This is a genomic window from Glycomyces endophyticus (assembly GCF_039531525.1).
GTDB classification, from domain to species: Bacteria; Actinomycetota; Actinomycetes; order Mycobacteriales; family Micromonosporaceae; genus Glycomyces; species Glycomyces endophyticus.
Genome location: NZ_BAAAQF010000009.1, coordinates 83944 through 97977 on the forward strand (window position 1 = coordinate 83944; position 14034 = coordinate 97977).

At 73.1% G+C, this 14034-nt stretch carries 8 protein-coding genes; 6 read left to right on the forward strand and 2 right to left on the reverse strand.

Annotated elements, in window-relative coordinates; all coding sequences use genetic code 11:
* Positions 1-65: 65 nt before the first annotated feature.
* From ABD419_RS13205 to ABD419_RS13225, 5 genes are all read left to right on the forward strand, one after another.
* The gene (locus ABD419_RS13205; RefSeq protein WP_344487094.1) at positions 66-3161 is read left to right on the forward strand and encodes a PD-(D/E)XK nuclease family protein; all 3096 of its coding nucleotides are present in this window, start codon (positions 66-68) and stop codon (positions 3159-3161) included.
* Positions 3154-6252, forward strand: a complete 3099-nt coding sequence (locus ABD419_RS13210; protein WP_344487096.1) for an ATP-dependent DNA helicase — start codon at positions 3154-3156, stop codon at positions 6250-6252. The genes ABD419_RS13205 and ABD419_RS13210 overlap by 8 nt, the downstream gene beginning before the upstream one ends.
* Before the next feature lie 108 nt (positions 6253-6360).
* Positions 6361-6831, forward strand: coding sequence for an Rv0361 family membrane protein (locus ABD419_RS13215; RefSeq protein ID WP_344487098.1), 471 nt, complete (start codon positions 6361-6363; stop codon positions 6829-6831).
* Between the two features lie 156 nt (positions 6832-6987).
* Positions 6988-7137 (forward strand): hypothetical protein, encoded by a 150-nt coding sequence (locus tag ABD419_RS13220; RefSeq protein ID WP_344487100.1) that lies wholly within the window; start codon positions 6988-6990, stop codon positions 7135-7137.
* Complete coding sequence (locus tag ABD419_RS13225) at positions 7134-7520, forward strand: type II toxin-antitoxin system death-on-curing family toxin (protein WP_344487102.1); 387 nt, start codon at positions 7134-7136, stop codon at positions 7518-7520. Before ABD419_RS13220 ends, ABD419_RS13225 begins: the two co-directional genes overlap by 4 nt.
* A 122-nt stretch (positions 7521-7642) precedes the next feature.
* Here ABD419_RS13225 and ileS read toward each other — a convergent pair whose 3' ends face one another.
* Positions 7643-10789: an isoleucine--tRNA ligase gene (ileS, locus tag ABD419_RS13230; RefSeq protein ID WP_344487104.1), complete on the reverse strand. Its 3147-nt coding sequence runs from the start codon at positions 10787-10789 to the stop codon at positions 7643-7645.
* A 515-nt stretch (positions 10790-11304) separates the two neighbouring features.
* Here ileS and ABD419_RS13235 point away from each other — a divergent pair.
* On the forward strand, positions 11305-13431 hold the full coding sequence (locus ABD419_RS13235; protein ID WP_344487106.1) for an anthranilate synthase component I: 2127 nt from the start codon (positions 11305-11307) through the stop codon (positions 13429-13431).
* Between the two features lie 65 nt (positions 13432-13496).
* Here the strand turns inward: ABD419_RS13235 and ABD419_RS13240 are convergent, their stop codons facing one another.
* Positions 13497-13898 carry a hypothetical protein gene (locus ABD419_RS13240; RefSeq protein WP_344487108.1) on the reverse strand — a complete coding sequence of 134 codons (402 nt, stop codon included), beginning with the start codon at positions 13896-13898 and terminating at the stop codon, positions 13497-13499.
* Positions 13899-14034: the final 136 nt, after the last annotated feature.

Here is a 14034-nt window from a genome sequence, read left to right on the forward strand (position 1 = left end):
GCGGCGCCGACCCGTCCGGGCGGCGGGGACCGGGTTGTCGTACCCCTGTGATTCATTGTGGTTCCATGGGCAGCGTGTTCGAACTCCACTACGAGTTGACCGATCCCCCCGCCGAGACGGCGTTCGCGCTCGACCCGGCGCAGGCGTCGGCGGTCGAGCACGCCGCCGGGCCGCTGCTGGTGCGCGGCGGCCCTCAGACCGGGAAGACCGAGGCGCTGCTGCGGGCCGCGGCCGCGAAGGTCGAGGCCGGCGCCGACCCCGCGTCGATCCTGTTCTTCGGGCTGCGCCGCCAGGACACCGCGTACCTGCGGGCTCGCCTGAACACCGCCACGGCCGCGCTCTCGGCCGCCGAGATCGGCGTCTTCACGTTCCCCGCGTTCGCGTTCGCGCTGCTGCGCTCAGCCGCCGCCGCGGACGGCCGCGAGGAGCCCCGGCTCCTCACCGGCCCCGAGGCCGACGCGCTCATCCGGTCGATGCTCGAAGGCGAGGACTTCGGCTGGCCCGACGGGTTCGACGAGGCGGTGCGCACCTACGCGTTCGCGCAGCAGCTGCGCGACCTGGTACTCCGCAGCGGCGAGCGCGGGCTGTCCGCGCCGGAGCTGACCCGCCTCTCCCTCGACCACGACCGCCCCGAGTGGGCCGCGGCCGCGCGGTTCTACGACCGGTACGTGACCACCCTGGCGCTCCAGTCGATGTCGAGCGCCCTGTACGACTCCGCGGAGATCGTGCGGGCCGCCGCGGCCGCGCTGCGCTCGCGCCCGGAGCTGCTGCCGCGGCCCGCGTGGGTGTTCGTCGACGACCTCCAGGACGCGACCCCCGCCCACATGCGGCTGCTGGAGCTCCTGGTCGGCGAGCGCGGGAACATCGTCGCCGCCGGGTCGCCCGACGCGGCGGTGTTCGGCTACCAGGGCGGCGACCCGGAGTCGGTGCGGGAGTTCCCGTTCCGGTTCCCCGGGGCCGGCGGCGAGGAGGCGCCCTCGGTGCAGCTCGACGACGTCCACGGGGTGGCGCTCGCGCCGCTCGCGGCGACCACCGTCCTGTCGCGGCGCCTGCGCGGGTCCGACCGGGACCGGCGCCGGGGCACCGCCGCGGAGGAGCCGGGCCGGGCGGAGGTCGTGTACCTGCCCTCGCCCACGCGGGAGGCGGTGTACATCGCCGACGTCGCGCGGCGCGCCCACCTGCTCGACGGGGTCCCTTACGGCGACATGGCGGTCGTGGTCAAGTCGGCGTCGTCCATCCCGCAGCTGCGGCGGGCGATGCAGCACGCCGGGGTGCCCACCCGGCAGGCCGCCGACGACGTGCCGCTCCCGGCGCACCCGACCGTCCGCGACCTGCTGCGGGTGGTCCTCGTGGGCCGTCATCCCGACCGGCTCGACGAGACCGTCGCCGCGGGGCTGCTGCACTCCCAGTTCGGCGGGGCCGACCCGTTCGCGGAGCGGCGGCTGCGCCAGGAGCTGCGGCGCCTCGCCGTCGCCGCCGACGACTTCTCCCCCGGCGCCGACCTCCTCGTGGAGGCCCTGGCCGCGCCCGCGAAGATCGCCGCGCTCCCCGAGGAGGAGTGGGCCGAGCCGGCGCGGCGCCTCGACGCGCTGTTCACCGCCGCGCGCGAGGGCGGCGGCATCACCGAGACCCTGTGGACGGTGTGGGAGGCGTCCGAGCTGAGCGAGCGCCTCAAGCGCCGGGCGCTGTCGTCCGACCGGCGGGCGCAGCGCGCCGACGCCGAGCTCGACGCGGTCATCGCGATGTTCGACCTCGCCGCCGACTACGAGAAGAAGCAGCCCGGCGCGCTCGTCGACGTGTTCTGCGAGCACGTGCTCCACCAGCAGCTCCCCGGCGACTTCCTGTCCGCGCGGGCCGAACTCGGCGACGCGGTCACCCTCGTCACCGCACACGCCGCGCACGGGCGGCAGTGGGAGTTCACCGTGGTCGCGGGCGCGCAGGAGGGCGTGTGGCCGAACCTGCGGCCCCGCGGTTCGCTCCTGGGCGCGGAGGCGCTGGTCGACGTCCTCGACGGGCGCGCCGACGTCGACCAGGTCGCGCAGCTCCTCGACGAGGAGCGGCGGCTGTTCTACAACGCGTGCACCCGCGCCCGCACCCGGCTGCTGGTCACGGCCGTCGACTCCGACGACGCCCAGCCGAGCCGGTTCTGCGGCGAGCTCGGCGTCGAGCCGACCGCCGCCCCGCGCCGCGGCCGGCCCCTGAGCCTCGCGTCGCTCGCGGCCCGCCTGCGCGAAGCCGTGGTCGACGCCGGCCGCGGCGACCGCGACGCGGCCGCGGCCGGGCTGCGGCGCCTCGCCGAGACCGGCGTGCCGGGCGCGGACCCGGCGAAGTGGTGGGGGCTCGCGCAGCTCTCAGACGAGCGGGCGCTCGCCCTGGCCGGGGAGACGATCCGGATCTCGCCGTCGCAGGTGGAGACCACGCAGCAGTGCGGGCTGCGGTGGGTCCTGGAGTCACACGGCGCCGACGACGGCGATCTGCTCCCGCGGCATCTGGGCACGCTCCTGCACGCTGCGGCGGAGGCGGTCACCGTCGATCCGGCGGCCGACCCGAAGGCGGTCATGGAGCAGGTGGTGGGCGAGCACTTCGACCGGCTGCCGTTCGAGGCCCCGTGGCACGCGGAGCAGCAGCGCCGCCGCGTGTCGGGCGCGGTCGAGCGGTTCGCGGCCTGGCTGGGCGCGAACCAGCGGGAGCTGCTCGGGGCCGAGCGGTCGTTCCGGCTGAAGCTCGAGCTCGGGCCGCCGGGCGTCGAGGTCGTCATGTCCGGGCAGGTCGACCGCCTGGAGCGCGACGGCGACGGGCGGCTGTACGTAGTGGACCTGAAGACGGGGAAGACGCCGCCGACGTACGACGAGGCGAAGTCGCACGCGCAGCTGGGCGTCTACCAGCTCGCGGTCGCCGAGGGGGCGTTCGCGGAGGGCGCCGAGCCGGGCGGCGCGGAGCTGGTGTACCCGAACGCCAAGGGCGACAAGGCGGCCTCGCGGCCGCAGGGCCCGCTCGGGGAGTCCGAGAACCCCGACTGGGCGCGGGACCTGGTGGCCGACACGGCGAACCGGATGGCCGGGAAAGTGTTCGAGGCCCGCTCCACCAGCAAGTGCGAGACCTGCTCGGTCAAGCACTGCTGCCCGATCGCTGACGAGGGACGGCAGGTCACGGATGAGTGAGGCGCGGGCGGACGGGGTGCGGCCGGGCGTGCGGGCGCACCGGAGCTTCGGGGCGGTCGGGCTCGCGAACCGGCTCGGGCAGCCCTCCCCCACCGAGGAGCAGCGTGCGGTGGTCGAGGCCGGGCGGGACCCGCTGCTGGTCATCGCGGGCGCGGGCTCGGGCAAGACCACGACGATGGCCGACCGGGTGGTGTGGCTCATCGCGAACCGGGTGGTGCGGCCCGAGCACATCCTCGGCCTCACGTTCACGCGCAAGGCCGCCGCGGAACTCGCCGCGCGCGTGCGCGACAAGCTGCGGCGCCTGACCGAGTCGCTGCCCGAGCTCGCGGAGCTCCACGGGGAGCCGACGGTGTCGACGTACAACGCGTACGCGGGCAGCCTGGTCGGCGAGCACGGCCTGCGCATCGGGATCGAGCCGGGCACGCGCGTCGTCACCGACACGGGCCGGTGGCAGCTCGCGCGGGACCTGGTGTGCGCGTGGGACGGCGAGATGAGCGAGTTCGACGTCAGCGTCGACCGCGTCACCGAGCTGGTGCTCCAGCTCGCGGAGCAGCTCGCCGAGCACCTGCGCGACGGCGCCGACCTGCGCCGCTTCGACCGGGACCTGTACGAGCTGCTGGAGGAGCGCTCCTCGGCGCGGCTGAACGACGAGTTCCGGAACCTGATGTCGCTGCGGCGCAAGCGGGAGCAGCTGCTGCCGCTGGTGGAGGCGTGGGACCGGCGCAAGCGCGAGCTGGGCGTCATGGACTTCGCCGACCAGCTGTCGCTGGCCGCGCAGCTGGTCGCGGGCGCGCCCGAGATCATCCGCACCGAGCGCGAGCGGTGGCGGGTGGTGCTCCTCGACGAGTACCAGGACACGTCGTACTCGCAGGTGTCGCTGCTGCGCGACCTGTTCGGCGGCGGGCACCCGGTGACGGCCGTGGGCGACCCGAACCAGTCGATCTACTCGTGGCGCGGGGCGTCGGCGGGCACGCTCCAGCGGTTCCCCGAGGACTTCCCGTCCGCCACCGGCTCCCCGGCGTCAGTCGCGTACCTGACGAAGTCGTGGCGCAACCGCGAGGCGGTCCTGGACACCGCGAACGCGGTCTCCGAGCCGCTGCGCGCCGGCGCCGTCCCGCCGCTGACGGTCGGCGCGAAGTTCGACGACGAGCACGGCCGCGGCGCGGTCGAGGCGGCCATGCACCTGACGGCGGCCGACGAGGCCGACTGGATCGCCGCGCGCCTCGCCGCGACCTGGCGTCCCGGCGAGGACGAGACCGCGGCCGTCCTCATCCGCAAGCGCCGCCAGATCCCGGCGCTGCACCGGGCGCTCACCAGCGCGGGCCTGCCGGTGCAGGTCGTCGGCTCGCTCGGGCTGCTGTACTACGCGGAGGTCGCCGAGACCGTGGCGATGCTGCGGGCCGCGGCCGACCCCATGAACGGGCCTGCGCTCATGCGGCTCCTCGCCGGGAACCGGTGGCGGATCGGCCCGCGGGACATCGCCGCGCTGTGGTCGCGGGCCCGCGAGCTCGCCCCGGACTCGCGGGGGTTCGAACCGGACGCGGGCGTGGAGGCCGAGGCGTCGCTCGCGGATGCGCTCGCCGACCCCGGTGCGGCCGAGCGCTACTCGACCCTCGGGTACCTGCGGTTCGCGCAGCTGCACGAGGAGCTGAGCTGGATCAGGAGCCGGCTCGGGCAGAGCCTGCCCGACGTCGTGGGCGACGTCATCGCGCACTCGGGCCTCGACGTGGAGGTCATGCTCCACCACGGCGACCTGTCCAATCTGGACGAGTTCACGGACATCGCGGCGTCCTACGAGAACGACACGCTCGGGGCGAGCGTCCCGGGCTTCCTGTCGTACCTGGAGTCGGCGGCGAAGCGCGAGCGCGGCCTGGTCGTGGAGGGCGCGAACCCGGCCGGCGGGGTGGTGCAGCTGATGACGGTGCACGCCGCGAAGGGCCTGGAGTGGGACGTGGTCGCGGTGCCGGGCCTGTGCGAGGGCATCCTGCCGACCTCGGTCAAGCGGGACTCGACGTGGGTGTCGGACGCGGCGCGGCTGCCGTACGGGCTGCGCGGCGACGCCGCGAACCTGCCGGTGCTGTACCTGGACGAGGCGCACTCGCCGGCCGAGGTGAAGCAGGCGGTGCAGGACTTCAAGGCCGACGACCGCGAGGCGCGCCTCGACGAGGAGCGCCGCCTCGCGTACGTGGCGCTCACCCGCGCCCGCCGCGGGCTCCTGGCGAGCGGCTACTGGTGGGACGCCGAGGCCCGCGCGGCCCGCAAGCCCGCGCCGTTCCTCCAGGAGGCGCGCAACGCGGGCGCGGAGGTCCGGGTGTGGACCGACCCGGGGCCGTCGAACCCGCTCGAGGACCAGGCCCGGACCGCCCAGTGGCCGAGCAAGGCGCCCTTGGGGTCCCGGCAGGCGGCGTTCGCCGAGGCGGCCGAGCTGGTCCTGACCTCGCCCGAGCCGGCCCGGGAGGGGCCGCTGGCGCGCGAGTGGCGCGAGGAGGCCGAACTCCTCCTGGCCGAGCGCGACGAGCGCGAGTCGGGGGTGGTGCGGCTGCCGCGTCCGGCGCGCCTGTCGACCTCGCAGCTGATGGCGATGCGCGCCGACGAGGAGGCCTTCGCGGCCGAGCGGCGGCGCCCGATGCCGCAGCCGCCGCGCCCGGCGACGCAGCGCGGCACCGAGTTCCACTCGTGGGTGGAGGAGTTCTTCGGCGGCGGCACGCTCTTCGACCCCGCCGACCTCCCCGGCGCCGCGGACGACGCGGTCGACCGGGCCGACCTCGACCGCCTCAAGGCCGCGTTCCGCCGCTCGCAGTGGGCGGGGCGGCGCATCGCCGCGCAGGAGGTGCCGTTCGTCGTCGAGTTCGAGGGCACGGTGGTGCGCGGGCGCATCGACGCGATCTTCCACCGCGACGGCGGCGGATACGACGTCGTCGACTGGAAGACCGGCCGCCCGCCGGAGGGCGAGGCCGCCGTCCACGCCGGGCTCCAGCTGCGCGTGTACCGGCGGGCGTGGGCCCGCCTCAAGGACGTCGAGGAGTCCGAGGTCGGCGCGGCCTTCCACTACATCGCGTCGGACCACACCTGGTGGCCGGACCTTCAGTGAGCATTCAGTCGCGGTCCGCCGCGGGTTTGCACGCTCCCCGTAATGTGACACCCGAGTGACACCGGCTCTACCCGGGGCCGGACCCGACCCCCCGTCTGATTGGACCCCATGAGCACCAACGTCAAGCTCCGCCGCGCCACCGCCCTGACCGGCGGGGCCTTCGCCCTCGTCCTCGCCCTCGCCGCGTGCGGCGGCGGGAACGACACGCCCGACGGCGCGGTCGAGAACTTCCTCGACAACGGCGCCGAGGACCTGGTCACCGCCATGCTCGACGGCGACGGCGAGAAGGCCGCCGACATCGCCGGCGACCACTTCTGCGCCGACGACATCGCCGGCGTCGAAGAGGCCGCGGCCCAGTTCGAGGGCATGACCGACGAAGAGAAGCAGCAGTTCGAGGAGATGGCCGGCGACGAGTTCGCCATGTTCGAGGACCTCTCCTACGAGATCGGCGAGGTCACCGAGGACGGCGACACCGCCACCGTCGAGGCCTCCATCACCGCCAACGGCGACACCACCGACGAGACCTTCGACCTCGTCAAGGAAGACGAGGCCTGGAAGATCTGCGGCTTCATGGCCTAAGACCCCAAGCAGTGAGGGGCCCGGCGAGCATCGCTCGCCGGGCCCCTCCGCGTTCGAACCGCTCGCCGTCACCCGTGAGCGTCTCGGACGGGCCGGGCCCGCGCACGCCTCGCAATGTCCGTTGCGGTGCGCCTCGGCGGCGCTTACAGTCGCGCCATGGACGAATCCCCTGAAGCGACCCGCCCTCCAGCGCAGACCGGACCTCCGGAAGCGGACGGCGCCGCCGAACGGCGCCTGCGGTTCGAGCGCCTGCTCGCCGAGGCGCTGGTGGAGGACGGCGACCTGCTGGATCGGCTCGCGACATGACGATCGACTACCTCGACCTCGCCGACCTCATGACGGTGGCTCGGGCGGTGACCGGCCTTCCTCACCCGCCGGTGCGCGACCTCGGCCAACTGGAGTCCGCGCTCGCCCGGCCGGCGACGGACGTCTTCGGGCAGGAGGCGTTCCCGTCGCCGTACGACAAGGCCGCCGCCCTGTTTCATTCGCTCGCAAGGAACCACCCGCTCGCGGACGGTAACAAGCGGCTCGCGTACATGGCGGCGAAGATGATGCTCGGCCTGAACGGGGTGCATCTGCGAGTGCCGTCCGTGGAAGAGGGCGACGCGTTCGTGCGAGCGGTCGCCAAGGGCGACTTCGAGGTTCCCGAGCTCGCGGCGGCCCTCGCCGCCTGGTCCGCGCCGCGCTGACCGCCCGCACTCCGGCCGCGGGTGCCGAGCGGGCTCGGCCGGGACGCCGGCAGGACCGACGTGGGGCCCGGCGAGCGATGCTCGCCGGGCCCCTCCGCGTTCGGGTCTACCGCTTCTCGGCGCTACCGCTTCTCTACCGCGGCCTTCACGGTCTCGCCTTCGCCCGCGTCGCCGCTGGTGGCGGTGTCGGGGAGGTCGCCGAAGGCGAGCTCCAGGGCGAGGGTCTCGGCCTTGACGAAGTCGAGGTGGGCCTCGACGGCGGTGCGGACGGCCGGCGCGGCGTCCACGGTGACGGTGACGCGGTCGGTGACGTCGAGGTCGGCGTCCTTGCGGGCCTGCTGGATCACGCGGACCAGGTCGCGGGCGAGGCCCTCGGCGGCCAGTTCGGGCGTGACCTCGGTGTCGAGGACGAGCACGCCGCCCTCGTTCGGGAGGGCCTCGGTGTGGTCGGCGTCGACGGCGACCATGGTCAGCTCGAACTCGCCGTCCTCCAGGACCACGCCGCCGGCGGTGACGGTCCCGTCCGCGGCGGTCCAGTCGCCGGCTTTGACGGCCTTGATGACCCGCTGCACGTCCTTGCCGAGGCGGGGCCCGAGCACGCGCGGGACCAGCTTCAGGTCGGACTTCGAGTACGCCTCGACGTTCGAGTCGAACTCGACGGCCTTGACGTTCAGCTCGTCCTTGAGCAGGTCCGCGAACGGCGCGAGGCGCTCGGCGTGCGGGGTCGCCACGGTGACCTTCGCCAGCGGCAGGCGCACCCGGAGCTTGCGGGCCTTGCGCATGGACAGGCCCACCGAGGCGATGTCGCGCACCGCGTCCATTGCCTCCACGAGCGCGTGGTCGGCGGGCAGGTCGGCGGCGTCGGGCCAGTCGACGAGGTGCACCGAGCGGCCGCCGGTGAGGCCCTTCCAGATGTCCTCGGCGACCATCGGCAGCAGCGGCGCGGCGACCTCGGTCGCGGTCTTCAGCGCCGTCGCGAGCGTCGCGAACCCGGCCTCGTCGCCCTCCCAGAACCGGTCGCGCGAGCGGCGCACGTACCAGTTGGTGAGGGACTCGAGGTAGGACCGGAACGCGGCCGTGGCGGCCACGAGGTCGTACCCGTCCATGGCCTCGGTCATCGTCTCGACCAGTTCGCGGGTCTTGGCGAGGAGGTACCGGTCGAGCCGGTGCTCGGAGGCCAGCGCGGTCGCGCGGGCCTCGGCCGGGCCCGCCTCGTATCCGGAGGCGCCGGCGTAGAGCGTGTAGAAGTACCACGTGTTCCACAGCGGCAGGACGATCTGGCGGACGGCGTCGCGGAAGCCGGTCTCGGTGACGGGCATGTCGCCGCCGCGCAGGACCGGGGACGACACGAGCGACCAGCGGACCGCGTCGGAGCCGAACTGCTCGAAGGACTCCCGCACGTCCGGGTAGTTCATGAGCATCTTCGACATCTTCAGGCCGTCGCCGCCCAGCAGCGTGCCGTGGACGACGGAGGTCCGGAACGCGGGCCGGTCGAACAGGGCCGTGGACAGGACGTGCAGCAGGTAGAACCAGCCGCGCGTCTGCGCCGTGTACTCGACGATGAAGTCGCCGGGGAAGTGGTGCTCGAACCAGTCGGCGTTCTCGAACGGGTAGTGGACCTGCGCGAACGGCATGGACCCGGACTCGAACCAGCAGTCGAGGACCTCGGGGACGCGGCGCATGACGGACTTGCCCGTCGGGTCGTCCGGGTTGGGCCGCTCCAGCTCGTCGATGTAGGGCCGGTGCAGGTCGGTGACGTGCACGCCGAAGTCGCGTTCGAGCTCGGCGAGGGAGCCGTAGACGTCGACGCGCGGGTAGGCGGGGTCGTCGGAGACCCACACGGGGATCGGCGAGCCCCAGAAGCGGTTGCGGCTGATGTTCCAGTCGCGGGCGTTGGCGAGCCACTTGCCGAACTGGCCGTCCTTGATGTGGGCGGGGGTCCAGTCGATCTCCTGGTTGAGCTCGACCATGCGGTCGCGGAACCGGGTGACGGCGACGAACCACGCCGAGAGGGCGCGCTGGATCAGCGGGGAGCCGCAGCGCCAGCAGTGCGGGTAGTTGTGGTTGTAGGTGTCGTGGCGCAGCAGCCGCTGGGTGGCCTTGAGGTCGCCGATGATGAGCTTGTTCGCGTCGAAGACGTGCACGCCCGCGTAGGGGGGCACCTCGTCGGTGAACTTGCCGGAGTCGTCGACGGGGACGACGGGTTCGATGCCGGCGGCGTCGGTGACGACCTTGTCCTCTTCACCGAAGGCGGGCGCGATGTGGACGACGCCGGTGCCGTCCTCGGTGGTGACGTAGTCGGCGGCGAGGACCTGGTGGGCGTTCTCGCGGCCGGCGAAGAAGTCGAACGGCGGGTTGTAGCGCAGGCCGAGGAGGTCGGCGCCCTTGTGGCGGGAGACGACCTCGGGGTCGTCGCCGAGTTCGCGCGCGTAGGCGCCGAGGCGGGCCTCGGCGAGGAGGTAGCGGCCGTCCTCGGTGGCGACGACGACGTAGTCGACGTCGGGGTGGACGGCGGCGGCGAGGTTCGACGGCAGCGTCCAGGGCGTGGTGGTCCACACCAGGAGCTTGACGCCGTTCAGGGGGCCGTCGTCGACGAGGTCGAGGCCGACGGTGACGGCCGGGTCCTGGCGGTCCTTGTACGTGTCGTCCATCTTGGTCTCGGTGGCGGCGAGGGGGGTCTCGCACCGCCAGCAGTACCAGAGCACGCGGTAGCCCTCGTAGACGAGGCCCTTGTCGTACAGGGTCTTGAAGGCCCACATGACGCTCTCCATGTAGGTGAGGTCGAGGGTCTTGTAGTCGTTCTCGAAGTCGACCCAGCGGGCCTGGCGGGTGACGTAGTCGTGCCATTCGCCGGTGAACTGGAGGACGGAGGCCTTGGCGGCGGCGTTGAACCGGTCGATGCCGTACGCCTCGATCTCGGCCTTGGTCTTGAGGCCGAGCTCCTTCTCGGTGGTGACCTCGGCGGGCATGCCGTGGGTGTCCCAGCCGAAGCGGCGCTCGACGCGCTTGCCGCGCATCGTCTGGTAGCGGGGGACGATGTCCTTGACGTAGCCGGTGAGGAGGTGCCCGTAGTGGGGCAGGCCGTTGGCGAAGGGCGGGCCGTCGTAGAAGACGAACTCGTTGGCGCCGTTCTCGCCGGCGGGCCGGGCCTCGATGGAGGCCTGGAAGGTGTCGTCCTTGGTCCAGAAGTCGAGGACGCGGCGCTCGACCTCCGGGAGGTTCGGGCTCGCGGGGACGCCCCGCCGGGGGTCGTCGAGTGGATAGGCCATGGGACCCGGGTCTCCTCACACACGCCTTGCTGGTCGGTGTGCGAGGACGATCCGTCCCTCGCTCCGTGAGGGCGGCCCGCGGTACCACCTCGCTTGGCGCACGGATGCGCCCGCTCGTTCGGCGGCGGTGACGGGCCGCGTCCGTCCGGGTCTAGTGGGGCCCGTCCGCGGCGCTCGCGCGCCCGGGTGGGCCGGTTCTTCCGGAAGCTCGCCGGTGATGGCCGGGTCGACGCTGTTGCCCGCAAGTGTAGCGCTGCCCGTCCGGGGGGCCGCGAGCGAATTACGGCGCCGCGCGGCGCGTCCTCACCGGTCGGCGTCCCAGGGTGCGGACATGTACCATTCCCGGTGTGAGCATCCACGCGAACAACTGGTGGTGGCGTCGCTGAGGCGGCGTCCTGCTTTTGCGTGCGAGCGAAGTGAGCGACCGTCTTGAAGGCGGTCGCTTCGTCGTATCCGGGGTCGGCCGCCTCAGGACGGGACTGAGACCCAGTACTTCTTGAGGAAGAGGCCCTGAGATGACAGTGTTCAAGACCCCGTCGGGAGTGACGGTCGAGCGGACGGTGTCCGAGCTCGACTCCCCCGACCTGACGTCCGTGGTGGCGCAGATCGAGGCGCGCCGCGGCGGCGTGCTCTCCAGCGGCATGGAGTATCCGGGGCGCTATTCGCGCTACCACCTGGCGTACGTCGACCCGTCGCTGGAGGTCGTGGCGCGCGGCCGCACGGTGACGGTGCGGCGGTTGAACGCCCGCGGCTACCTGCTGGTCGACGTCCTGGCGGACGCGCTCGCGGCCGCCGAGGTGGGCGTGGTGACGCGCGACGACGACGAGGTGCGCGTGGAGGTGCCGGTCCCGACGGGGCGGGTGCCGGAGGAGCTGCGCTCGAAGCTGCCGACGGCGTTCTCGGCGCTACGGGTGGTGCTCGACGCGCTGCGCTGCGACGACCCGTACCTGGGCCTGTGGGGGGCGTTCGGGTACGACCTGGCGTACCAGTTCGAGCCGATCCCGTACGCGAAGGACCGCCCGGCCGACCAGCGCGACCTGGTGCTGCACCTGGCGGACGAGCTGTACGTGGTCGACCGCAAGCGCGAGACGGCGCAGGTGCGCCGGTACGAGTTCGCGTACGGGGACCGGTCGACGAAGGGCCTGCCGCGGGAGACCGAGTCGCTCGACTACGTGGCGGCGGCGTCGATCCCGGACGGGCCGGTGCCGGGCGTGTACGCGGACACGGTGCGGCGGGCGAAGGCGGAGTTCAAGGCGGGCAACCTGTTCGAGGTCGTCCCGGGGCACGAGATGTACGCGGCGTGCGATTCGCCGACGGCGTTCTACGAGCGGCTGCGGACGGCGAACCCGGCCCCGTACGAGTTCATCTTCAACCTGGGCGACCGGGAGTACCTGGTGGGGGCCTCGCCGGAGATGTTCGTGCGGGTGCAGGGCGACCGGGTGGAGACGTGCCCGATCTCGGGCACGATCGCGCGCGGCGCCGACCCGCTGCACGACGCGAAGCAGATCGCGGCGCTGATCGGCTCGGTGAAGGAGGAGTCGGAGCTGACGATGTGCACCGACGTGGACCGCAACGACAAGGCGCGCGTGTGCGTGCCGGGTTCGGTGAAGGTCTTGGGGCGCAGGCAGATCGAGATGTACTCGCGGCTGATCCACACGGTGGACCACATCGAGGGCCGGCTGCGGGAGGGCATGGACGCGCTGGACGCGTTCCTGACGCACATGTGGGCGGTGACGGTGACCGGCGCGCCGAAGACGTGGGCGATGCGGTTCATCGAGGAGCAGGAGACGACGCCGCGGCGCTGGTACGGGGGCGCGGTCGGGTTCGTGGGCTTCGACGGGTCGATGAACACGGGCCTGACGCTGCGGACGGCGCAGATCCGCGAGGGCGTGGCGCGGGTGCGCGCGGGCGCGACGCTGCTGTACGACTCGGACCCGGACGCCGAGGAGGCCGAGACGCACCTGAAGGCGCGGGCGCTGCTGGAGACCGCGGCGGGCGGCGTCGGCGCCGCGGCGCCGGTGCCGGAGCCGATCGAGGTCGCGGGCGGTCCGGCCGGTGCGGGCCGGCGGGTGCTGCTGGTGGACCACGAGGACTCGTTCGTGAACACGCTCGGGGACTACTTCCGGCAGCACGGGTGCGAGGTGACGACGCTGCGGTTCGGGTTCGACGTGCCGGAGGCGCTCGACGAGCTCGCGCCGGACCTGGTGGTGCTCTCGCCGGGGCCGGGCCGCCCGGAGGACTTCGCGACGTCGGCCCTGCTCGACGAGCTGGAACGGCGCTCGCTGCCGGTGTTCGGGGTGTGCCTGGGGCTCCAGGCGATGGTCGAGCACGCGGGCGGGCGGCTGTCGCTGCTGGAGGAGCCGAGCCACGGCAAGCCGGGGAACGTGAAGGTCACGGGCGGGGGCCTGTTCGACGGGCTGCCCGACGAGGTGACCGCGGCGCGGTACCACTCGCTGTACGCGACGGCGGACCAGGTGAAGGGCGACTTCGTGCCGACCGCGGCGATCGACGAGGTCGTCATGTCGATCGAGGCGCCGGGGAAGCGCTGGTTCGCGGTGCAGTTCCACCCGGAGTCGATCCTGACGGCGGCGGGCGCGCACGGGCACCGGATCATCGGGAACGCGCTGCGCCTGACGGCGTAGGCGGGACGAGCTGAGGGGCCGGGGAGCGCTGCTTCCCGGCCCTTGCCTTCGGTACCGCTAGTGGTCTACGAGGTGTACTCCCAGTCCTGAACGCAGCCCCATGCGCCGTGGCCCCAGTTGCCCTTCCAGTAGACCTCCATCCAGAAGTCGCTCGAGAGCCCGCAGGCGGAGTACTCGCCGCCGGCGACGCGGGTGCAGGAGGCCTGCACCCAGGTGCCGGCCGGGATGGACCCGAGGATGGCCGAGCCCGCTTCGGCGCGGAGCCGGTGGTTGACGTTCTCGGCGAAGCGGGCGCGGCAGGTGCGCGGCTCGGCGGCGGTGTCCGGCGCGGCCGCCGCCTCGATTCGCGACTTGACGGGCGTCGGCGCGTCGACGGGAACCGCCGCGGCCGGAGATGCGGCGGACAGCGACAACGCGAACGCGGCCGCCGCGACGCCGATGGCAGTGAAGATCCTCTTCAATACCATGATCACCCCTTTGGTGAAACTTGATCAGGACTGCGCCTTGTGACGCACCCTCTACCTAAGTACGCCGAAGTGTCTATTTCACTACAAAACGGTCAATGTCGGGAACCCGACAAACGTCGTCCGGCGCGTCGGATCG

What these genes read in the sequence shown, in the direction of transcription:
- ABD419_RS13240 (WP_344487108.1), bottom strand. Translation starts at nt 13,898, where the DNA reads ATGGTATTGAAGAGGATCTTCACTGCCATCGGCGTCGCGGCGGCCGCG.
- ABD419_RS13220 (WP_344487100.1), top strand. Translation starts at nt 6,988, where the DNA reads ATGGACGAATCCCCTGAAGCGACCCGCCCTCCAGCGCAGACCGGACCT.
- ABD419_RS13235 (WP_344487106.1), top strand. Translation starts at nt 11,305, where the DNA reads ATGACAGTGTTCAAGACCCCGTCGGGAGTGACGGTCGAGCGGACGGTG.
- ABD419_RS13225 (WP_344487102.1), top strand. Translation starts at nt 7,134, where the DNA reads ATGACGATCGACTACCTCGACCTCGCCGACCTCATGACGGTGGCTCGG.
- ileS (WP_344487104.1), bottom strand. Translation starts at nt 10,789, where the DNA reads ATGGCCTATCCACTCGACGACCCCCGGCGGGGCGTCCCCGCGAGCCCG.
- ABD419_RS13205 (WP_344487094.1), top strand. Translation starts at nt 66, where the DNA reads ATGGGCAGCGTGTTCGAACTCCACTACGAGTTGACCGATCCCCCCGCC.
- ABD419_RS13210 (WP_344487096.1), top strand. Translation starts at nt 3,154, where the DNA reads ATGAGTGAGGCGCGGGCGGACGGGGTGCGGCCGGGCGTGCGGGCGCAC.
- ABD419_RS13215 (WP_344487098.1), top strand. Translation starts at nt 6,361, where the DNA reads ATGAGCACCAACGTCAAGCTCCGCCGCGCCACCGCCCTGACCGGCGGG.